This window comes from Bradyrhizobium sp. MI1.7 (assembly GCF_055811795.1).
In genome coordinates this window covers 44,722-64,971 of record NZ_JBVVPO010000036.1, presented here as the reverse complement: position 1 = coordinate 64,971, position 20,250 = coordinate 44,722, and the positions used below count along the sequence as shown (strand labels likewise).

Annotated in this window: 25 protein-coding genes; 12 read left to right on the top strand and 13 right to left on the bottom strand. The window is 62.8% G+C overall.

What is annotated here, in order from left to right:
- Positions 1 to 153: 153 nt before the first annotated feature.
- From AC0L3X_RS28225 to AC0L3X_RS28205, 5 genes are all read left to right on the top strand, one after another.
- Positions 154 to 396, top strand: a complete 243-nt coding sequence (locus tag AC0L3X_RS28225; RefSeq protein WP_085404277.1) for a DUF6894 family protein — start codon at positions 154 to 156, stop codon at positions 394 to 396.
- A 1,632-nt stretch (positions 397 to 2,028) separates the two neighbouring features.
- Positions 2,029 to 3,042 (top strand): glycosyltransferase family 2 protein, encoded by a 1,014-nt coding sequence (locus tag AC0L3X_RS28220; RefSeq protein WP_354131432.1) that lies wholly within the window; start codon positions 2,029 to 2,031, stop codon positions 3,040 to 3,042.
- Positions 3,043 to 4,231: 1,189 nt separating this feature from the next.
- On the top strand, positions 4,232 to 4,468 hold the full coding sequence (locus tag AC0L3X_RS28215; RefSeq protein WP_063986255.1) for a DUF6894 family protein: 237 nt from the start codon (positions 4,232 to 4,234) through the stop codon (positions 4,466 to 4,468).
- 245 nt (positions 4,469 to 4,713) lie between these two features.
- The gene (locus AC0L3X_RS28210) at positions 4,714 to 4,905 is read left to right on the top strand and encodes a hypothetical protein (protein WP_085404274.1); all 192 of its coding nucleotides are present in this window, start codon (positions 4,714 to 4,716) and stop codon (positions 4,903 to 4,905) included.
- A gap of 262 nt (positions 4,906 to 5,167) precedes the next feature.
- The gene (locus AC0L3X_RS28205; protein ID WP_094184405.1) at positions 5,168 to 5,335 is read left to right on the top strand and encodes a hypothetical protein; all 168 of its coding nucleotides are present in this window, start codon (positions 5,168 to 5,170) and stop codon (positions 5,333 to 5,335) included.
- Between the two features lie 889 nt (positions 5,336 to 6,224).
- On the opposite strand, the gene AC0L3X_RS28200 is transcribed toward AC0L3X_RS28205, so the two are convergent.
- Positions 6,225 to 6,464, bottom strand: a complete 240-nt coding sequence (locus tag AC0L3X_RS28200) for a DUF2798 domain-containing protein (protein WP_354131430.1) — start codon at positions 6,462 to 6,464, stop codon at positions 6,225 to 6,227.
- A 93-nt stretch (positions 6,465 to 6,557) separates the two neighbouring features.
- Entirely contained in the window at positions 6,558 to 6,809 is a 252-nt protein-coding gene (locus AC0L3X_RS28195; protein WP_148312138.1) for a hypothetical protein, read from the bottom strand.
- Between the two features lie 452 nt (positions 6,810 to 7,261).
- On the opposite strand from AC0L3X_RS28195, the gene AC0L3X_RS28190 reads away from it, so the two are divergent.
- Both AC0L3X_RS28190 and AC0L3X_RS28185 read left to right on the top strand, forming a co-directional pair.
- Positions 7,262 to 7,450: a hypothetical protein gene (locus AC0L3X_RS28190; protein ID WP_071917357.1), complete on the top strand. Its 189-nt coding sequence runs from the start codon at positions 7,262 to 7,264 to the stop codon at positions 7,448 to 7,450.
- Between the two features lie 147 nt (positions 7,451 to 7,597).
- Positions 7,598 to 7,837, top strand: a complete 240-nt coding sequence (locus tag AC0L3X_RS28185; RefSeq protein WP_028152656.1) for a DUF6894 family protein — start codon at positions 7,598 to 7,600, stop codon at positions 7,835 to 7,837.
- A 3-nt stretch (positions 7,838 to 7,840) separates the two neighbouring features.
- Here AC0L3X_RS28185 and AC0L3X_RS28180 read toward each other — a convergent pair whose 3' ends face one another.
- Positions 7,841 to 8,095, bottom strand: a complete 255-nt coding sequence (locus AC0L3X_RS28180) for a hypothetical protein (RefSeq protein WP_085404272.1) — start codon at positions 8,093 to 8,095, stop codon at positions 7,841 to 7,843.
- Between the two features lie 103 nt (positions 8,096 to 8,198).
- The gene (locus AC0L3X_RS28175) at positions 8,199 to 8,495 is read right to left on the bottom strand and encodes a hypothetical protein (protein WP_084795357.1); all 297 of its coding nucleotides are present in this window, start codon (positions 8,493 to 8,495) and stop codon (positions 8,199 to 8,201) included.
- A 363-nt stretch (positions 8,496 to 8,858) separates the two neighbouring features.
- Here AC0L3X_RS28175 and AC0L3X_RS28170 point away from each other — a divergent pair, with 363 nt between their 5' ends.
- Complete coding sequence (locus AC0L3X_RS28170) at positions 8,859 to 9,323, top strand: PaaI family thioesterase (RefSeq protein ID WP_354131429.1); 465 nt, start codon at positions 8,859 to 8,861, stop codon at positions 9,321 to 9,323.
- 123 nt (positions 9,324 to 9,446) lie between these two features.
- Here the strand turns inward: AC0L3X_RS28170 and AC0L3X_RS28165 are convergent, their stop codons facing one another.
- The gene (locus AC0L3X_RS28165) at positions 9,447 to 9,740 is read right to left on the bottom strand and encodes an HdeA family protein (protein WP_014494092.1); all 294 of its coding nucleotides are present in this window, start codon (positions 9,738 to 9,740) and stop codon (positions 9,447 to 9,449) included.
- A 185-nt stretch (positions 9,741 to 9,925) separates the two neighbouring features.
- Between AC0L3X_RS28165 and AC0L3X_RS28160 the strand changes: the two genes are divergently transcribed.
- Positions 9,926 to 10,168: a PilZ domain-containing protein gene (locus tag AC0L3X_RS28160; RefSeq protein WP_071917354.1), complete on the top strand. Its 243-nt coding sequence runs from the start codon at positions 9,926 to 9,928 to the stop codon at positions 10,166 to 10,168.
- Between the two features lie 46 nt (positions 10,169 to 10,214).
- Here the strand turns inward: AC0L3X_RS28160 and AC0L3X_RS28155 are convergent, their stop codons facing one another.
- Together AC0L3X_RS28155 and AC0L3X_RS28150 are read right to left on the bottom strand one after the other, a co-directional pair.
- Entirely contained in the window at positions 10,215 to 12,263 is a 2,049-nt protein-coding gene (locus AC0L3X_RS28155; protein ID WP_354131428.1) for a pyrroloquinoline quinone-dependent dehydrogenase, read from the bottom strand.
- A complete protein-coding gene (locus AC0L3X_RS28150) occupies positions 12,264 to 12,488 on the bottom strand; it encodes a hypothetical protein (RefSeq protein ID WP_085404269.1) in 225 nt (74 codons plus the stop codon).
- Between the two features lie 151 nt (positions 12,489 to 12,639).
- On the opposite strand from AC0L3X_RS28150, the gene AC0L3X_RS28145 reads away from it, so the two are divergent.
- Together AC0L3X_RS28145 and AC0L3X_RS28140 are read left to right on the top strand one after the other, a co-directional pair.
- Complete coding sequence (locus AC0L3X_RS28145) at positions 12,640 to 13,044, top strand: hypothetical protein (RefSeq protein ID WP_085404268.1); 405 nt, start codon at positions 12,640 to 12,642, stop codon at positions 13,042 to 13,044.
- A 114-nt stretch (positions 13,045 to 13,158) separates the two neighbouring features.
- A complete protein-coding gene (locus AC0L3X_RS28140; RefSeq protein WP_028152664.1) occupies positions 13,159 to 13,488 on the top strand; it encodes a hypothetical protein in 330 nt (109 codons plus the stop codon).
- 59 nt (positions 13,489 to 13,547) lie between these two features.
- Here the strand turns inward: AC0L3X_RS28140 and AC0L3X_RS28135 are convergent, their stop codons facing one another.
- Entirely contained in the window at positions 13,548 to 14,015 is a 468-nt protein-coding gene (locus AC0L3X_RS28135; RefSeq protein WP_354131427.1) for a DUF6691 family protein, read from the bottom strand.
- Positions 14,016 to 14,020: 5 nt separating this feature from the next.
- Complete coding sequence (locus AC0L3X_RS28130) at positions 14,021 to 14,449, bottom strand: YeeE/YedE family protein (RefSeq protein ID WP_354131426.1); 429 nt, start codon at positions 14,447 to 14,449, stop codon at positions 14,021 to 14,023.
- 157 nt (positions 14,450 to 14,606) lie between these two features.
- Between AC0L3X_RS28130 and AC0L3X_RS28125 the strand changes: the two genes are divergently transcribed.
- Entirely contained in the window at positions 14,607 to 15,776 is a 1,170-nt protein-coding gene (locus AC0L3X_RS28125) for a GNAT family N-acetyltransferase (RefSeq protein WP_354131425.1), read from the top strand.
- 7 nt (positions 15,777 to 15,783) lie between these two features.
- On the opposite strand, the gene AC0L3X_RS28120 is transcribed toward AC0L3X_RS28125, so the two are convergent.
- The 4 genes from AC0L3X_RS28120 to AC0L3X_RS28105 form a co-directional block, all read right to left on the bottom strand.
- Positions 15,784 to 16,449 (bottom strand): DsbA family oxidoreductase, encoded by a 666-nt coding sequence (locus AC0L3X_RS28120; RefSeq protein WP_354131424.1) that lies wholly within the window; start codon positions 16,447 to 16,449, stop codon positions 15,784 to 15,786.
- Between the two features lie 76 nt (positions 16,450 to 16,525).
- Positions 16,526 to 17,347 (bottom strand): helix-turn-helix domain-containing protein, encoded by an 822-nt coding sequence (locus tag AC0L3X_RS28115; RefSeq protein WP_354120621.1) that lies wholly within the window; start codon positions 17,345 to 17,347, stop codon positions 16,526 to 16,528.
- 260 nt (positions 17,348 to 17,607) lie between these two features.
- Positions 17,608 to 18,699, bottom strand: a complete 1,092-nt coding sequence (locus AC0L3X_RS28110; RefSeq protein ID WP_354131423.1) for an ABC transporter ATP-binding protein — start codon at positions 18,697 to 18,699, stop codon at positions 17,608 to 17,610.
- Positions 18,700 to 18,784: 85 nt separating this feature from the next.
- The gene (locus tag AC0L3X_RS28105) at positions 18,785 to 20,224 is read right to left on the bottom strand and encodes an extracellular solute-binding protein (protein WP_354131476.1); all 1,440 of its coding nucleotides are present in this window, start codon (positions 20,222 to 20,224) and stop codon (positions 18,785 to 18,787) included.
- Between the last annotated feature and the right edge of the window lie 26 nt (positions 20,225 to 20,250).

Below are 20,250 nucleotides of genomic sequence, written 5' to 3'. Positions count from 1 at the left end.
CGCTGACGATATCCGCACCCGGGCGGCAGAGCTTTCGCCCGGCGTTCAGAAGGATGAGATGCTGAGGAAAGCCCGTCAGGCTGACACCGCATGTCACCTCGAAGAGTGGGTCAATTCCTCGGGTTTGCAGGCACCTAAGTAAGCTGAGCATCGATGGCTCAGTATTTTTTCGACCTCAGGTCGGATGGCATCTTCTCGCAGGACAAAGATGGCGTCGAACTGCTGGACGCCGAGGCGGCACACGATATGGCGCTCGGCGCACTTGTCGATGCCGCCCGCGATGCGGTCATGGAAGGTTCAACGGGCCAGCATTTCGCGGTGGAAGTTCGTAACAGAACTGGCCGTGTTCTCGAAGTCACGGCCATTTTCAATTCCAGGATTTTCAGCAAGCAATGATAACGCCGCCTCAGTGGCGGCCTCTTTCACTTGAAGACGTCGTCTTCGCAATCAGCCGAAAGCTCGCGTCAAAGGCCGGTAATCTGGCTAGACAGGCGAATAGTCCTTCGGCAATCCCGTAACAAGTACTGCCCCCACGACGTTCTTTCTTCGAGACAATACTGATTCTCAGAAGTTCGCGGTAGGTGGTGGCCCGATCCCCGCTGCGGCGTCCCGCAACGTGACATAAAACCTTGGCACAGGTTGTGCACACTCATCATCACCGGGGTTTTGCATCCACCTCTCCGGGGCTGGAAAGCCGCCGCCCGCGCGACATTTAAGCGGGCGGCGTTTTTATTGATGTCGCAATCTGACAGCCCCGCTGTCCTAATTAGGACAGCACCCGGATTTGGTGCTGGCTTGTTTCCGAGCGCGGTGGCCTGGTTTGAAATTCACCGTGGCTTGATTTGAAAAGTTCACTTTGGAACTGAAGGTGGCCCGTCTGCATATTAAGTTCGCTGGAACTCAAACCCTGCGGTTAGGACCCGTAAAGACGAGGTTGTGTCATGAAGCAGCGCCGTCGTTTCACGCAGACCGTGTCACTGGAAGAACGACTTGCCGGAGAAGCGAAACGCCTCCGCGAACAAGCTAAAGCCCTCCCTCACGGTCCTCAACGAGAGGACCTCCTCCGCAAAGCCAGACAGGCTGAGACCGGCTCGCACATGAGCGAGTGGCTGAGATCGCCGGGGCTTCAACCGCCCAAGCCAGCCTAGAAGCAGACGCGCCTGAGGTATCGCGTTGCCGGCACAGATCCGGTTTCTGTCCCGGCGTGGTCATTCGCGTTGGCGGCATCAACGCTTGAGGATGAAGGTTTTCCCAATTCCTGCGGCTGGCCCGATGAACCTTGGCACGGGACGTGCAGACAAAACGATATCGGGATTTTACAATTTCCCTCCCGGGGCTGGAAAGCCGCCGTCCGCGCTTCATTTAAGCGGACGGCGTTCTTGCTTCTGAAGCCCAACAAGCAGCCTGTCCTGACTTGATGTTCCGAGTGTCCCAATTGGGACAGCACCCGGGTTTGGGCGTGGTCTGTTTCCGACCTCACTGTCCGATTTTGAAACGAGCCTTTGAAACGAGCCGTGGCCGGATTTGAAGTCGTTCAATTGTCGCGAGGTGAGACAGCACGTCGCGGCAGGACGCAGTCACCCTCCACCTGTCACCGAGCGGCCCTTGGCAATCTACCGGTGATTGAAAACGCCATCACGCTCGCGCCTCGCTTCCCTCTCGGAAAGAAGCAACGCGGCAGAGCTTCGCGAAATCCTCCAAGAGCTCCGCAAGAAACTGAACCAACGCCGGCTCGATTGGCCGCCCCCGTCTTGATCCGTCACCGCGTTGGCGCGGCTGCTGCGGCGACAGAAAGCGAGGGGAAGCAGAACACTCTTTCACCAAGGCGGACAAGCGGCCGCTTCGAAACGTCGCGGCCTGCGGGAACAAAGTTCATGCGAATGGACGATGACCGCATCGAGATCGTCTCCCTAGCATTCACGCGCCTCGTTCGCTCGGTTCGATTCAAGATGCTCTGCGAACAGGCTCAAACCGAAGAAGGGTCTGCCACTTCCAGCCACGACCGCTTCGATCAACGAGGTACGATGAATGGATCAATTGTACGCCGAGCGGTTCGATAGCTCCCAGAGTTCGGAACACCGCCCATTCATTTCGGTGGCAATACCCACCTTCCGCCGACCGGAGATGGTGCGCCGTGCGATTCAAAGCGTGCTGCAGCAGGAGCACGCCGACTGGGAAATGGTGATCAGCGACGACGAAGGTCCGGAAGGCGCGACCTGGAGCATCCTGTCCGAGCACGCGCGGAGCGACCCGCGCATTCGCGTTATCGAGAACCACCGCGGCCGCGGCCAGGTTGAGAATACCAACAACGCGATGCTCGCATGTCGCGGCGACTGGATCAAAGTGCTGCACGACGACGACTGGCTCACGCCAGGATCGCTTGCGACTTTTGCGGAATTGGCGAGGAGGTACCCCGCCGCTGCGTTCATGACCTCCACATCTCATCTCGTTCAGGACAGCGGCATAAGGTACCGGCGAGGACGCCAGGTTTATCTGTATTCGGGCCAGCAGTGCCTGGCGGATCTCTATCTGGCGGGCAAGACCCGATTGCTTGGGATTGTCCCGTCGACCCTGCTGATCAACGGCAAGGTCATCCGGGCCGGTTGCCTGATGCGAAACTACAAGTCGATCAGTTGGGGCGTGGACCAACTGTTCTTTCTCGATCTCGCCTGCCAGGGCGACATGGTGGCGATCGACGACGGTCTTGTGTTCTACGACACGACCAACCACGCGAGCATCACGGCATTGGGATCGTTCCCTCAGATTGACCAGGAGACCATCGAACTCAAGCACCTCGCCTGGAGCCTTCTGGAGGATAAGCGCGGACTTCCCGATCCTGAAACGATGGTGCGTGCATTGCGGGTTGCCCGGCTGCGCACACGGATCCGTCGGCAGCCCCTGAGCGCAACGATCCGCGATGCGCTTCAAATGTTGCGCCCCTCGGTTTTGAAGGCGGCCAACCTGGCGATCCGAGCCTGGGCGCGCGCACCGGGTGCGATTGCAACCTTACCGGGGATCGCTCATTGCACGGATTTCCTGTGAGCTCATTCGGCAGTCCCGGTGTCAGAGTTGCCACAGCTGCGTTTGAGACACTGAGATAGGTGACCGAAAATCAGTCCCTCCCAAAGCCGCTCCCGTCTCCCGATCCGGAGCGCACCGAGGAAGCCGGACGGGAGTATGCCGCGGCCCATCGGTCGCGGGAATTTTTGGCAATGCGGCGGACTTGACTGCCGCGCGCCCGCATAGACATCGGGCGCAGCTGTTTCGATGATCGCCAGGCCCTTGCGCTCTCGGTCGGACATCATCCAACCGATGCCACCCATCCGAATGAAAAAATCTGCCCTGCGAGGGTGCCGGTCAGGCAATACGCACGTCTCCGTGGTCTGCCAATCGAAGACGACAGAGAAACCGTACCGGTCCTCGAGATGCATTTGCGCATGCGAATGCGGGGCAGGAAAATTTGGCAATTATGTGCTGAAACGAACAGAGGCGCGGTGGGGGTCGACTAAACTCGGATTCGCTTGGTCTTTGCCAAGGGCCAAGCATCCCCAAGCGGCCCCGGCCTTCACCCCTATCAAGCCCCACCGGCCGGGGCCGTCTTCAGGGACGAGCCTGTTTCCTGGCGTGGTGGCCTTTGATTTCGGGAGTGACGCGATTTGTGGCGCAGAACACAACCTGACGACGAATAGCTGTGGTAGGATGCGAGGCATTGCAACGCCAAGGGTCGTCAGCGCCCCGCGTGGGAACCGTATTAGGGTTGAGCTGTTGACCTGTTTCATAGATGGGCTCAATTATGATCGACGCTGCTAAATGCGAGGAACTCGCAAATCATTACAAGGTCCTCTCTCAAGCATCCGGGGTTTCGGCGGACAGGGCCTTCCTGTTGAAGAACATCGCCCGGAGCCTCACTGGCGTGGCTAGCCAATTGGACAGGCTGGCCGCCCTGACGAGAGACGAAGGAAGGGTGACGCCGCCACAGGTGTAGGAGGATGCAAGGCGGATCGAGACCGTCCGTAAAGGCAGCTATGATTGACCTGGTTCAACGGCGCTCCGCGTCCAGGTCTGCGATTGCCCAACCTGCAAGCGGCGGCCTTGGAATTCTCGTCGGCCAACGGGACGCCAACCGCGCCGCGGGGTTGGGACAGCACCCGGATTGCAGCCGCCGAAATTAAATAGGAACAGTCCTCACAAGGCAGGGTTGGCGCCGATACTCTCTCTGAGAGGCGGCGCCATGGTCCGGTACTTTTTCGATATCCGAGACGACACCGGCCTCTATGCCGACGATGAGGGACTGGAGTTTCGAACCCAGCGCGAAGCAGAGATCGAGGCGACGCAGACATTGAGCGGCCTTGCGCGCGACCTGGCGGGACACGAGGATCGAACAGACGTTGCGATCGAAGTCCGCACCGACGCCGGGCGGGTGTTCCAAGCCGCCCTCATCTTCGAGCCACCGACAACGAAGCAATAGGCCGCCACGGCTCGCCATAAGGGCGTGCACGTCGCGACGGACCGAGGCCGCCTGATCGGTCCATTCCGCGGAGCGCTCGCCCCGCCTCATCTGCGATCTACCTCACTTTGCCCCATCTCGGTCCGCCGCAAGGACGGCGGCTCGTCGTCATGCCTCTGATCGAACTTGAATGTAGCGCTACAATATGTAACGCTCACATCAGTAGCGCTACTTTGCGTACCGTTCGAACAACCTCGGGAGGCACGATGAAGGCAATCCTCAAGATCGCTCTGGCGCTGTCTGTCCTCGCCGGTTCGGTGCCGGCGCAAGCCCAGATTTCGAATGCCGCGACGGCATCGGGCGCCCCGAAGGTCGGCGCAAAGGTGACGAGGAAGTCTCAGTTGCACGACGGCTGCCACAGCCGGCATGCCCAGATGATTGGCAAGCCCTGTCGTTAGAAGCCCTGCCGCTAGAAGCCCTGCCGCTAGCGGGCAAGCGATTCAAAGATCAAGTGATTCAAAGATGATGAGAGGCCGCCTCGGTTGGCGGCCTTTTTGATTTTTGCCGATCCTCCGCATTCGTCACCCTTCGACTGAAGATGACGCGCATCAAAGACGCAGCCGCCGTGCGCCGTCATAATTCCGCAATCCTGCGGCATCGAACCTTTCTGCGATGTCCGGCTTTCTTCGAGATCGGATCGCAACGACGGGGACCAGGAACATGACGGAAGACGCGCACCCCAATGCTGTCAGGCGCAATCACCTCCTGGCGGCGGCGCACGAGGAAATGGTGAAGTTCGAGCGGAAGGAAAACGAGTTTCGCAAGAAGGACCGCGAAGAGCGCGCCGCCGAACTCCGCCTTCCTCTCGGTGAGATCAAGGTCCACTAAGCCCGCCGACGGGCTTCCGATCTGACCAAGGCTGCGCCGCGATGGGCGGGTAGCCGCCGTACCGGCCGTCGGGAATGCGCGTCGCAGGCGTGGGCCGGCAGAGCCAGCCCCTGTTCATGTCGAGGATCCGGCATTGCGCTCGGGGTGCGCCCCGGAGCCGTTGCGCGCCATTTAAGGTATCCAAATACCATAATTAAGCCATTGATCGCACAACGAAATCGCCCGACCCCCTACTGTGCATGGGGTTGTTTTCCATGTTTTGAAAGGGCGCGGCGGCGTCCTGGGTGCCCACCCAGGATCGAAGCGCCTGCTTTAGCCCGGTCCGGCCTTGGCTGCCGTCCGCCGGTACGCCTTACAGCAGCGCCAGCAGCACGAGGCCGATCACCAGCACGACGAAGCCAGCCGCCGTCGCGGCGGCGAATGACCGCTCTACGTTATCCATGATGCCACCCCGCTGCCGGCGCACCACGTTTCCCCCATGGCGTCGCCGACGATGCGAAATCTCGCCGAGGGGTGTGGCTCCAGTGGTGCGATCGGGTGGCCAAATTGGGACGCGTGCGGGGCCAGTCTGCGGCCTCCCGACGCAGATTTCGGTGCCGGCCGTCAGGCACCCGTAAGCCTGGTCTCCTAGTCTGGCTGTGCCCGGTGGACCAACACCGGGCCTCCATACACAGTCGAGGACCCCGCTCTGCCCCGAGCGGGGTTTTCTGTTTGCGGGCGCGGAGGTGCGGCAGGTTGAAAGCCGATCTGCCGGCCCTGTCAGGCTGTCGTAAGCTCAACCGGCTAGGGTCGTGGGGCTACGGTGTTGCAGCCCAGCACCTCAGCCTCCAATAACCTTTCACCCGCTTGGCTCTCCCCAAGCGGGTTTTTTTCATGCTTGCCGGCCGCCTCACGGAGCCCTCTCCTCTCGCGTCAGCCGCAGCGAGAAGGCGCGGATCGCAGGCGCCGCGAGCAGCACGATCGGCAGCATCGCGGCCCACGCGATCAGCCACGACACCATCCAGTGCGCGAGGAAGACCGTCGCGCCAGAAGCGGGAAAGCTGGCGATGCCCGCCGCGATCAGCGAGGTCAGGCCGGACTGGATGACACCGAAGACGAAATGAGAGTAGCGGCGGGGAATGCCGAGCATGACGCGCCCATGTTGTTTGCCGTCATGAGGCCAAGCAAGGCATATGCCGCAGCACGCATGGAGTGGACTTCGACGCGCACCACCGGCGCAGGATCAGTGCCGCGAATCGGACAGCGGCGCGCGCCGCCTCGCTTCAGTGCAATCGGGCCGCGACGATAGTCCTTCGAAACGCCAGAACGTGACGACGCTGGTCTCGCCGCACTCTTCGCAGACGAGCTTCTCGTCACCGAGCATGAAACGCGCGCGCTTGAAGCTCGATGAGGACGCGGGATGCCGGCAATGGGGACAGGTCAGCGAGAAATTCCGTGCACCCCAGCGCAGCACAAGATGTCTCAGCCAGCTCACACCTTCCCCTTCGTGACATCGCGTTCGAACCGTCGTTCACAAGCAGAGCATAGATACATGACACGCAAAAGTGGAAAAGTATCGACCGCACCTGTTCGCTTTGAATGGCGGCGGTAGCAACGCGCGCCGCTTTGGGTTCCACAAGATGCGGAATGGAATCCGGACCGCGCTTCGCAGCGATGTGTCATCAAATGCGCGGATCTCGCGTTCCGTGGTTCTCCGACCATGAACAGAGTTCCTCGGCGTGGCACGGCAAGGCCGTGTGAATTGCCACGCCTTGCCCGGATTCCGTGCACGGATTTCGGAACTCGATTTCGTTTGTTTCGGACCGCGCGCGGTTCCAAAGATTACCGTGAACTATCCAAGGCTTACCGCCAAATTTCGCTTGTCGCAGGAATAGGGTGACGCCCAACATGTTCACGGTGAATGGAGGGTGAATCGTGGAGATGACCATGAATCACAGGGGCGTTGAGTTCACAGTTGCCACGACGGCGCTTCCCGGAGTCTGGCAATGGCAGTTCCGCATCGGTGACGAGATCAGGACGGGCAAGACCGAGACGAAGATCGATCTGCTGGCGATCCGGCGGGTGCAGCTGCGCATCGATCGGGAGCTGAAGGCGATCGGGCGCAAGACCGCATGAACAAACCACCCGAGCCGGATGCCGGAGCCACGCGCGCCCGCGAGGTGTGGTCCGTAGCGGCCCGGAATTGATCTGTCCCTGGTTTGGGACTGTACTGCGCGCGCCCATGGCCCGGGAGGCGGGACCATCATGTGACCGGTGCCAGCCATGCCGCTCTACTTCTTTCGAATTCGGAACGGCCGCTATTCCGGCTGCGCGGACCAGGCGACGGAATTTGCCGATCGCGATGCGGCCTGGAAGATGATGACCAGCATCTGCGCCGACATGGCCGCCGGCCTCGCGCGCAAGCTCAACGAAAACTCCGAATGGCACATGGAGCTGCTGGACGAGGCCAAGGAGCCCGTGTTCCGGATCCGCATCATCGCCGAATCCTTCGAGGAGACTTGACGTCTAGTCGGCGCTGGGCAGCCGCCGCATGGTGAATTCGATGTCGCCGCCCGGCAGTTCGCGCCAGGTCTCGACCGCGCTCATGTAGCCGGCCTTGGGGTAGCGGGCGAAGAAAGCCTCCGCCCTCGCCCGCGCCGCCGGGCGCGGCAGAGTGAAAGTCTCACGCAAGAAGCCGTCGCCGCCGCGCTCGCCTGGCTTGCCGCCCATCTTGCGCCGGCGCGCCATCCGCTCGGCGAGATCCCGCGGACGATCGGCCATGCCGTTCCTCCTCAACGCAATACGCTCTCGGAGATGTAGGAAGCAGACCGGCCGAAGAGGAGTCCCGGCCGGAGGCATCAGCCGCCTCCGATCGGGGACAAGGTCAATTGGCGGTCGTGCCGGACTTCTTCTTGGGCGCGCCGGTTGCGGCCGACGCCTTCGGCGCAGCCGCCTGCTTCGGCGGGTCGGAACGTATGCCGCCCCAGGGATCGTTGGACGCCTTGGAATCCGGAATCTTCTTCAGCGTTTCCTTGTAGGCCTTGTCACGCTCGGCTTCCGCGGCCTTTTCCTCGGGGGTCTTGCCTGGACCCTCCTGCAGCAAATTGAGATTGGGCATTTGCGCGTAGGCCGGTCCCGCCAGCACGGCCAGCAGCACCGCCGCCATACGGAAAAGCTTCATCATTGACTCCTTGATCATCCATGAAGGGCGGGTCAACCGCGCCTTGTCGTTCTTGTCAACGTCCCGCCAGGGCCGAATGGCGCGCTAGAGCCGGTCCGATCTGCACGATTTCGGCGCCTGCAGCCAGTCGTCCCAAATCGGGCCGCATCTGGTGCACCCGTCCAGCGCGAGACCTAGCGCTATCAACCCAAACACAAGGACACACCGACGCAACATCGCCCACCCGCTCCCAAGCCCAGTATCATATCGGCCCAAGTCAGGCATTTTCAAGCCGACAGAGCCGACCGAAGACCGGGTGACTTTGCCGCGCCGATGCGCGCAGAATAGCCGAAACATCCAGCAACACAGGGGGGACCGACAGCAATGCCATCGCAGCCAGAAGCCGAGTTCGGCATCGCTGAGGCCAGACGCATACTCGGCGAGGTCTTTGCGCCCTGGGTCCAGGATCTCAACCTCGCCGTCGAGCGCCTCGAGCACCTGCCGCCGCTGGACGAGCCGGACTGGCAGCCAGGCGCGCTCCTGCGCATGCCATTCTCGGAGCGGCTGTGCCGCAACGGCGGCGTGGTGTGCGGCCAGGCGCTGATGGCGCTTGCCGATACCGCGATGGTGATCGCGAACCTCGCCGCCAATCGCCGCTATCGTCCGATGACGACGGTCGATCAGACCACGCATTTCATGCGTGCGGTCTCCTCCTCGGATGTGCTCGCCGACGCCCGCGTGGTGCGGCTCGGACGCACCATGAGCTTTGGCCGCGTCACGCTGCTCTCGGCCTCCGACAACAAGCAGGTGGCGATGGTGTCGAGCGCGTTCGCGATGCTGCCGGGCTGAGCATCATCCAAAAAGAAGAGAGCCGCGTGAGCGCGCAAGGCGCTCCGCGGCTCTCCAATCAATTTCGCATCGAAACGAGGGACTGAAGCGCGATTGCGTCCGCGCTTCAGTCAGCTTCAGGAATTACTTGCCGAGAATTTCGTCAGCCGCGGTGACGACGCTGACGGTCGGATTCTTTCCGCAATAGGCACCGAACTTCTTGGCGTTCTCGATGAACACCTCGGTGTCGATGATCGCGTTGTCCTCGTCGCCCTTGTACCAGCCGTCCATCCAGGTCAGCACGACCGCGATGTTGTCTTCGCCGCTCTCGAGGAACTGCTTGCAGGTCATGGTCGAGAGGTCCCACTTGACGGCGTGGGCGGGCATCGATGACAGCGAGAGCGCTGCGGCGAACAGAAGCGAAAGCGTAGTCTTCATCAATATCTCCATCGGCGCGTAACGCCATAAAGGAAGGGCTTATGAGGGAAAGTCGGCGGGAAGCGACTCACCGCTCCAACGTCGTAAACGAACTCTGAAGCGCTGTGCAAGTAGCGCCAGTATTGAGTTTATTTCAACGTAATTTCTATGCACTACTTCACAATCATCGTTATGGATTAATGCCGATGATCGAGAAACGTGCAGCGCAGCGTTACCGTGTTTTCAAGGGTGGAACGATCACCTTTGAAAGCAGCGGCATCGCGTGCACGGTGCGAAACATGTCGGAAGGCGGCGCGGCGATCGAGCTCGATTCCCCCGTCATATTGCCGAAATCATTCACGCTCTCGATCGCGCGCGACAATTTCGTACGGAATTGCCGCACCGTATGGCGCAATGACAGGCGCATCGGCCTCGCTTTCGTACGATAGCGTGCGCGATGTGAACAACCGTTCGCATCGCATACACAACGCAGCATCATGCTTGCTTTATACGACGTCGACGACGCCAGCGCAGGCTCGCGATGATCAGCAGGATGATCGCGAACACAATTGCTGACGACGACACCCAAAATCGTCCGCCCGGACGATCGATGGTGCGCGACCATAGCGACGGCCCTTCACCCGGCCGCGCCAGGCGAAACGCAACGACGCTGTCGCCGATCGAGGTGCCGACCTCGGAGTGGCCGCCGGCGCCGATCGCGACATATTGCTCGCCCTTCCAGAGATAGGTCATGGGGTTGGCGACGCCGGGCACCGGCAGCCGGCCTTGCCACAACTCGCGGCCGCTTCGCGCATCGAAGGCGCGCAGATAGGCATCCATCGCGCCGGTGAAGACGAGACCGCCTGCGGTGACCGCGAGCCCGTTGACGAGCGGCGCGCCCCACGGCAGCGGCACGCCGAGCGGCGCAAGGTCTTCCGTGGTGCCGACCGTCGAGCGCCAGAGGATCTTGCCGGCCTTCAGATCGACTGCGACCATCTCGCCCCAAGGCGGCTTGTTGCAAAGAAGCCCGAGCGGCGACATCACCACCGCGCGCGACATCGCGAACGGCGCGCCCTTCTGCTGGCCGAAATCATGACCGGGAGGCGGATCGAATCCAGCCGCCTCCGCACGCGGGATCAGCTTGATGAGATGAACGGCGCGGGCGGTGTTGGCGTAGAGGATTTGGTTGACCGGGTCGAAGGCTGCGCTACCCCAGTTGACGCCGCCGCCGGTGAAGGGAAACTCCGCCGTGCCTTGCGTCGAGGGTGGGGTGAACAACCCCTCGTTACGTGCCTCCGAGAACTGCCTTTCGCAAGCGGAGCGACCCAGGCCGGGGAGGAGCGAGAGCGCATCCTCAGTCGAGATTCTTTGCGATGTCAGCGGCGGCACATGCGTCGGGAATGGCTGCGTCGGCGACAGTCGTTCACCTTCCGCGCCGCCTTGCGGCACCACGCGCTCTTCCACCGGCCACACCGGCTTGCCGGTATCGCGGTCGAGCACGAAGACAAATCCCTGCTTGGTCGGCTGAATCACGACATCGCGCTGGCCGTCTCCGGTGTCGATGCGCGTCAGCGTCGGCTGCGACGCCAGGTCGTAATCCCAGACGTCGTGATGCACGGTCTGGAATGCCCACACGAGCTCGCCGGTCTCGATGCGCAGCGCGACCACCGAATTGGCGTGCTCGTTGTTGCCCGGCCGCTTGCCACCCCAAAAGTCCGGCGACGGCGAGGATGTCGGCAGGAAAACCAGCCCGCGCGCCGCGTCGACCGACATCGGCGCCCAGACATTGGCATGACCGGCTTCGACACCGTCGCGCTTGAGCGGCTCGAAGGTCCAGCGCGGCTGGCCGCTGCGCGCATCGAACGCGCGCACCACGCCGCTCGGCGCGTCGACGCGGCGGTTGTCGCCGATCGCGGAGCCGATCACGACGACACCGCGGCCGACCGCCGGCGGCGAGGTGATCTGGAATTCGCCGGGCCAGTCCAGCTTCATGCCGATATCCGGCCTGACCTCACCGCCAGTGCCGAAACCGGCGCAGGGAATACCGGTCTTTGCATCGAGCGCGATCAGGCGGACATCGTTCGTGCCCATGAAGATGCGCGATCGGCAGGCGGCATTCGCGGGCGCCTCATCGTCGATCCAGTGGGTCACGCCACGGCAGACGTAGCGGTTGGCGGGCCGCTGGTTGGTCGCGATCTTCGGATCGAAGCGCCATTTCTGCGCGCCCGTGCCGGGATCGAGCGCGATCACCTCATTGAAGGGCGAGCAGAAGATCAGGCTGTCCTCGACGAACAATGGCGTCGCCTGGAATTTGGTTCGCCGCATCACTTCGGGCGGCCGCGCCGCGAGATCGCCGGTATGGAATTCGAAGGCCCGAACCAGATTGCCGACATTGTCGGGCGTGACCTCCCGCAAAGGCGAGAAGCGTGAGCCGCCGGGATCGCCACCCCAGCTCTCCCAGGCGATGCCTGGCCACGACGAAAACAGGAGGAGCACGATGGCGGCGGCCGACTGACACAGACGGCTCGCCAACGCCCCCCTCATTTATTTGGGCTTCTTGGCAGGTTCAGCCGGACGGGCTCCGCCCCACGGGTCGTACTTCTCCTTGGGCTCCGGAATGCGCTCGAGCGCGGCCTTGTAGGCCTTTTCGTCGACCTTGGGCTTATTGTCCGACTTCGCTTCGTTCGGCTGGCCTCTGCTGCGGCCCTGCGCCTGCGCCGACGCAGCCGTTAGTGCGAGCACGGCGGCCGCGATGACCAAAATCCGCATTGATGCAATCCCCCTCGTCTGGGGCACAAATTAGCCTGCAATCCCGTAATAGCAAATGCCGGGGGGCCGGGATTTCAGCAAATCTTGATCGGCCGGGACTTTGCCGGATCGCATTCCTGCCTATCTGTTGGCCCGCAGGGGACCTTCACGGATGTTGCGGATTGTTGCTCATGCGGCGCTGCTGGCCAGCGCCCTCGCACTCGGTTCTTGCGGCTTCGCCGACAGCCGCGCGCCGGTGCCCGAGTTCATGCGCCTGAAGGAAGCCGAGCAGCCGCCACCCGAAGCGCCCCCCGACGTCAAGCGCGTGGTCCGCGAGCAGATCAACGTGGTCTTCCTCAACACGTCCTATCCGCGCGAGGTGCACGTCGCCCCGCCCCATCGGGAGGTGCGGGGACAGGGCTGGACCGCCTGCGTCAGCGCGCAGCTCACCTCCGCCACCGGCTCCACGCTCGGCACCCAGATTTACATCGTGACGATATCAGGCGGAAAGGTCGTCGATCGCCGCCGCGCGGAAGCGGACGACATCTGCGGGACGGAAACCTACGAGCCGATCTAGAAACAAATCACGCCGACACGCGCTCCGGTTCCGGGAAAAACCTGTAATTCGACCCGGAACGATCACCGCCTCCCCTTCTTGTTACCCCCGAGGGCAGTTTCGGAGGAGGACACGATGAGGACATTCACGATCGCACTATTGGCTGGCGTCGGCGCCCTCGCTGCGGCGAGCGGCGCGAAGGCCGCCGATATCTATACGACCAGCGAATACGCCAACCCTGAGCTCGTTCAGGAAGTCCGGCTTGTCTGCGATGACGCTGGCAATTGCTATCGCACCCGTGGCGGCTCGCGCGTGATCGTGCGCGACTCCTACAACGCGATGCCGCGCGATCGCTATTACGAGCGCCGCACCTATCGCGACTGGGACGATGGTCCGCGCGGCGGCGTCGGCATTCGGGCGCCCGGCGTCAGCGTGGGCGTCGGTGTCGGCGGCGACCGCTGGTAGTCACTGAAGCTGTAACAGGGCAGGACCGGACGAGATCCACTCGCCCGGTCCTGCCCATGTCAGGTTTCGAGCGGATCGGCCGGCGCGACGAAGCGCGTTGACGACAGGAGCTGCGCGACGAAGCGGGCGAGCACCATGCCGGCAAGCATTGCGGCCACGAAGATGAAAGCGGACGCCGAGCCGAATCCGAGCGCGGTGAGCGCAGGGCCCGGACAAAAGCCTGCGAGCCCCCATCCGATGCCAAAGATGGCGGGACCGGCGATAACTCTCGAATCGATATCCTTTCGCGTCGGAAGGTAAAAGCGGTCTGCGAAAAACGGTCGCGCGAGTTTCAAGACACGGCTGAAGCCGATGAAGGTTACCGCAACCGCACCTGCCATCACGAAGGCGAGGCTTGCATCCCACGTTCCGGCGGGAATGCCGGCGACGTCCAAAAAGTTCAGCACCTTTGCCGGATTCGACATGCCGGAGACGATGAGCCCGATACCGAAGACGAGGCCGATCGCGAATTGAATGAGGATTGCCATCGTCGTCAGCCCCAGTGCCGCATCACGAAGACAGTGACGATGCCCGCCGACATGAAGGTGATGGTCGCGACCAACGACCGCAGCGACAGCCGCGACAGGCCACAGACGCCATGGCCGGAGGTGCAGCCGCTGCCCCAGACCGCACCGAAGCCCGTGAGCAATCCGGCGACGATCAGCACCGGCGTTCCCGCCGCGATCGTTTGCACCGGCAGGCTTCCGCTGACAATGCGCACCAGGATCGGCGCGGCGACGAGGCCGGCGACGAAAGCGAGCCGGCCGGCGAACTCGCGGTCCTCGTAAGGCGGAAACAGCCGCGCCGCGATGCCGCTGACACCGGCGATCCGTCCCGTCGCCCACATCAGGAGCACGGCGGACAGGCCGATCAACGCGCCACCAAGGAGCGACGCCATCGGCGTGAAAGGTGTGGCGATCATTGTGATCCTCCAGGTCGAGAGCTTCCATCATGGCACGCCGCGGCGGCCCGAATGCTCAATGAGACGTTAATATTACCATTCGAATTGAAGCGGCGTCCCAACGGAATTTTCCAATCTTTGCGCTAAGCATGACCTTCTGAACGGGGAACGACGGGACGTGGTCGATATCGCGCATCAGGCAGCGATCAATCCGGCATCGGCAAGGGCTGCCGCGGCAACCCGCGCGCTCGTCCCCCTCACGTCCATCGATCCCGGCCAATGGCGCGCGCTCGCTCAGCGCGCGATCGAGCCGAACGGCTACTACCTGCCGGGCTGGGAGCTCGCCGTGAGCGAGGCCGCACGCGGCCGCACGGACGCCTCGGCGCTGCCCGCCTTCGACGGCTCGTCGGCGCGGCTGATCGGGCTGATGCCGGTGGTCTCGCTCCGGCGCGCCTGGAAGATCCCCCTGCCCGCGCTGGTGAGCGCGCATCCCTACGGCACCCTGTGCAGCCCGCTGATCGACCGCGACGCGCCGATCGAAGCGGCCACGCGCCTGTTGCAGCAGGCGCGCGAGGCCGGCGCGCATGCGCTCGTGCTCAACGACGTTGCGCTCGACGGCGCGGCGATGAGTTCGCTCAATGAGGTTCTCAATCGCGACGGACTGAAGCCACGTGTCCTCTCCTCCTACATCCGCGCCAGCCTCGACGCGACGCAGGATGGTGAAACGCTGTTGCATGAAGCGCTCGGCGCCAAGAAGCTCAAAGAGCTGCGTCGCCAGCGCCATCGCCTCGAAGAGCACGGGCCCGTCGCCTTCGAGGTCGCGCGCAAGCCCGACGAGATCGGGCCGGCGCTCGAAACATTCCTGCAACTCGAGGCCAGTGGCTGGAAAGGCAAGCGCGGCACCGCGCTGATCCAGCATGCGGGCGATGCGACCTTCATTCGCCGCGCGGTTCCCGCGCTGGCAGAGACCGCGCAGTGCGAGGTCATCACGCTGCGCGCCGGCACGACGCCGGTGGCAGCCGGCATCGTGCTGCGCCACCAGGACCGCGCCTTCTTCTTCAAGCTCGGTATCGACGAACGCTTTGCAAGATATTCGCCGGGCGTGCAGCTAACGCTCGACCTTACCCGCCATCTCTGCGCCGATCCGGCCATCGCCAGCGCGGATTCCACGGCGAGCGCCGACCACCCCATGATCAACCCGATCTGGCGCGGGCGCTTTGCCATCGGCGACGTGTTGATTCCGCTGCGGCGTCACGATCCTGTCGTCGCGCTCATTCACGCGGCGCTGGTTGGCCTCAACGTCGCGCACGACGGCGCGCGACGCGTGGTGCGTCTGCTCCGCAAATAAGCGAAATCTACTCTGCCGCCTGCGCGTTGATCTCCGCCGAGACCTCGCGAATGGCGCGGGCGAGCAGGTTCGGATCCTGCGCGCCGGAGACGGCGTATTTCTGCGCGAACACGTAGGTCGGCACGCCGGAGATGCCCTTCTCGGCGGCCTCCTGCGCGTCGGCCGAAACGCGTGCGACGTCCTCGTCGGTGGCGAGGCGCTTGTGCACGTCGTCGGCATCGAGGCCCACATCGGCGGCCGCCTGCACCAGCACGTTCACGTCAGTGAGGTCGCCGCCGTCGCGGAAATACAGCTCCATCAGCCGCTGCTTCATCTCGGGCGCCTTGCCGATCCCCTCGGCCCAGAGGATCAGGCGGTGACAGTCGGTCGTGTTGGGCTGGCGCGCGACCAGCTCGGGCTTGTAGACGAGGCCCTCCTCGCTTGCAGCCGCGACGACGCGACCGGCAATGCCCTTATAGGCCTCGACCGAGCCGAACTTGGTGGTGAGATAGTCCTCGCGGCTGATGCCCTCGCGCGGCACCCAGGGATTGAGGAAAAAGGGACGGAAATTGAGTTTGACGGGAACGTCGGGAACGAGCGCGAGCGCGCTCTCGATCCGGTGCTTGCCGATATAGCACCAGGGGCACACCACGTCGGAGACGACATCGATCTGGAGCGGTTTCAACGTGCTCATAGCGCCTCCTTCGGGCGATGCGGGTTTGACCCAAGATAAGCCGAAGATAAGCCGAACCCGTCCCGAGGCAAGGGCGCTAGGTCATAGCTGCTGCCATCTGCTTGAGCCGCTCGGCGGTGCGCTCGTCCGCCGGGAAGAACGTCTCCAGCGCCAGCTCCGACAGCGTGATGTCGACAGGTGTGCCGAACACCATGGTGGTGGAGAAGAAACTTAGTATCTCTCCGCCATGGCGCAGCTTGAAGGGAATCGCGACATTGTCGCTCGACAGCGGCCCCGAGCGCGCCGGGATGGGGTAGCTCTTGAGGTCGTTATAGAGCTTGATCAGCTCGGGATCGGCCGTCGCCTCGCATTGCCGGTGCAGCCGCTCCAGCAGGTGCCCGCACCACTCCGCGAGATTGACCGTGCGCGGCGCCAGCGCCTCGGGGTGAAACGCGAGCCGCAGCACGTTGAAGGGCTGGCCGAGCAGCCGCTGCGGGATGCCGTCGAGCAGCGGCGCCACCATGCGGTTGGCGGAAACCAGATTCCAGTGCCGGTCATAGGCCAGCGCCGGATTGGGCTCATGCGCCCTGAGAACGAGGTCGATCGCCTGGCGAGCTGATTTCAAGGCGGGATCCTCCAGCGGGCGCTGCGGAAACGCCGGCGCATAGCCGGCCGCGACCAGCAGCACGTTGCGTTCGCGCAAGGGTACCTCGAGACGTTCGGCGAGCCTGAGCACCATGTCGCGCGAGGGCGCAGCGCGGCCGGTCTCGACGAAGCTCAAATGCCGCGCGGAAATCTCGGCCTCGCCCGCCAGATCGAGCTGGCTCATGCGGCGGCGTTGCCGCCATTCGCGCAAATGGTCGCCGATATGGACGGGCTGGCTGCGTTCGGCCTGTGCCGTGGATGCATGTGCGTTCATGCTCGAAAACCTAGCATGCGGATTTCAGCCCTTCCATTACCCGCGAGGTAATGAATATTGGCATGTAACCATCTGAAATCGCTTAATCTCTTTTCGCAGACTCTGCTCGACACCAATACCGGACCAGCAAAGTTTGCGAAGAAGGGGGCAACGTCGCCCGCATCACGTGCGAGCTCGCCGCAGCGCAAGTGACCGCGATGAGGCATGCGCACGCTGGAAGTAAAGATTTGGAATTACCTGCACCGCCAGAGGACGGCCGACTATGAAACGGCCTCCCCGGAAACCTTGTCGAAAAGGTGCGTTCGCTCCAGATCGATGGCGACATCTATTGGGCAATCGGGCGCCGCAGAAACACCGACTTGCATCTGCGCCGTGAATGGAAATGCGCCCACGGTTCCAATCACGAGAGTATGCGGCCCGAGCGGCTCCACGTCTTTCACCATCATGCGGACGGAGGAGCCCGATGGCGCATCTTGCCGCAGCACGTGGTCGGGCCGCACGCCGAGCACAACCGGCTTGCCGATGCTCCCTGCATAGGCCGCCTCTCGGGATTTCGGCAATCTCAACGCCGTACCCGAGGGTTCGGTGAAGATCAGTGCACCGTCGCGAGCGGCAATCTCCCCGTGGATAAAATTCATGCTGGGCGCGCCCATGAAGCCCGCGACGAAGAGATTGCTTGGTTTCTCATAGATCGTGATCGGATCAGCCGCCTGCTCGATGCGGCCGCGATTCATCACCACGACCCGATCGGCCATGGTCATCGCTTCGACCTGATCGTGTGTGACATAAACGATCGTCTTGGCGAGACGGCGATGCAATGCCTTGATCTCGGTCCGCATCTCGATGCGGAGTTTGGCGTCGAGGTTTGACAATGGCTCGTCGAACAGAAACACGTCCGGGCTGCGCACGATGGCACGGCCGATCGCCACGCGCTGACGCTGCCCACCGGAGAGCTGCTTGGGCCGACGGTCCACGTATTGCTCGAGGTCGAGAACCCGCGCCACGTCCTCGACGGCTTTCGCGATCTTGGCGCGCGACTCGCCCCGCGCCTTCATGCCGTAGCCGATATTCTCACCAACAGTCATATGCGGATAGAGCGCATAGTTCTGGAACACCATCGCGCAATTACGCAAGCCCGGGCGCAGCTGCGTCACATCGCGATTACCGATACGAATGGTTCCGCTGGTGACCGTCTCCAGTCCCGCTATCATGCGCAACGTCGTGGTCTTGCCGCAGCCGGACGGCCCGACAAGCACGACAAACTCCTCGTCGGCCACACTCAGATTAAGCCCCTCGATGATCTTGTAGGGCCCATATGCCTTGCTGACGTTCTCGATCTCGACGTGCGCCATGGATTCCTTTTTCCGTCCCCTATATCGACGGCCAACAAAGCCCGGATGATGCTCACGCATCATCCGGGGCAGTCTCTGCGGGAAGCTAGTTCTTCGGTGAGAGGCCCATCGCCGCGCGATAGGCGGCGAGCTGCTTCGCGCGGCCGAACTCATCAGTCAGGCGATTCCATTCCTTCGCGACCGCGTCCAGCGCGGCCTGCGGCGTGGTCTGGCCGGCCAGCGCCTTGCCAAGCTCAATCTCCACAACCTCGGTGTAGGAGAAATAGCCGGGCAAACGCATGTCGAGCGCAACGTTCTTGCCGTTAATGGAGTCGGCCTGGGCGCCGAGATATTCCTTGGCTTCCGTCGGCGAGAAGATCTTGCTCCACAACTCCAGATTCGTGGTGTGCGACTTGCGGTATGGGTTGACACCCGTGCCACCGGTAATCGCGGCCTTGCCGGAGACTTCAGGACTTGTCAGCGTCTTGACGAAATCCCAAGCCGCCTGCTGGTTCTTGCCCACCTTTGGCACGGCAATCTGCCAGCCTCCGAACGCCATGAAGGGTGCCGGCAGCACTGCCGGAAACTTGTCCCACTTCTTGGTTTTGGCGTTCCATATCTCGTCAGAGCCGGGCAGCACTGCAGAGCCCACCTTGCCGGAAATCTTCGATTGCTTGGGGTCGGCGGCGATCACGCCGGTGTCGCCCCAACCGATCGACTCGGCCACCTGGCCGCCGGCCACGGCGGCATTGACCTCGCCGAACGAAAAGTTCAGCGCATTGGGCGGGCCAAGCTTGGAAGCGCGAATATATTCCTCCAATCCCTTCACCCAGCCCGGATTGTTGATCTGGGCATCCATCGTTTCGGGGTCGAAGAACATCGCGCCCGGATAGTTCGGGTTGTTGGTATAGGCCGCCGCGTGGCTGAAGAAGAACCAGAACTGCTGGCCACCGCGACGGAAGGCCTCCGCCGTGCCCCAGAGTCCCTTGTCGGGGCGCTGAAAGAACTCCGCGATGTCGAGATATTGCTTCCAGGTCTTTGGCGGCGCCAGGTCGTAGCCGTACTTGGCCTTGAAGGCGTCCTTCTCCTTGGGATCGCTGAACAGGTCGGTGCGATAGGTGTAGGTGTGAACGTCGCCGTCCATCGATTGCGAATAGATCTTGCCTTCCCACACCATCAGGCGCTCACGGTAGGCCGGCTCGACATCGTCCCAATCCTTGCCGGACTGCATCGCTTTCGGCATCTCGCTGAGATAGGTGACGAAGTCGGGCAGCCAGGCCGGCGCAAAGCTGACCAGATCGAACGCCGCGTCCGATCCGGTAAGCGATGTAACGATCTTCGGGTAGAGCTCCGACCAGGGGAACTCGACCACATTGACCTTGCCGCAGGTCTTCTTGGTCCATTCGTCCGCGCCGAGCTTGAGCGCGGAGGCGATATACGGTCCGGTCTGCGACGCCACAGTCAGGGTGACGCCGGAGTAATCCGGGCTACAAGCAGCGTTCGCCTGGCTCGCGGTGCAAGCCATCGCGAGCGAGGTGGTCAGCATCAGAAACGTCCGTCGCAACATCGTCC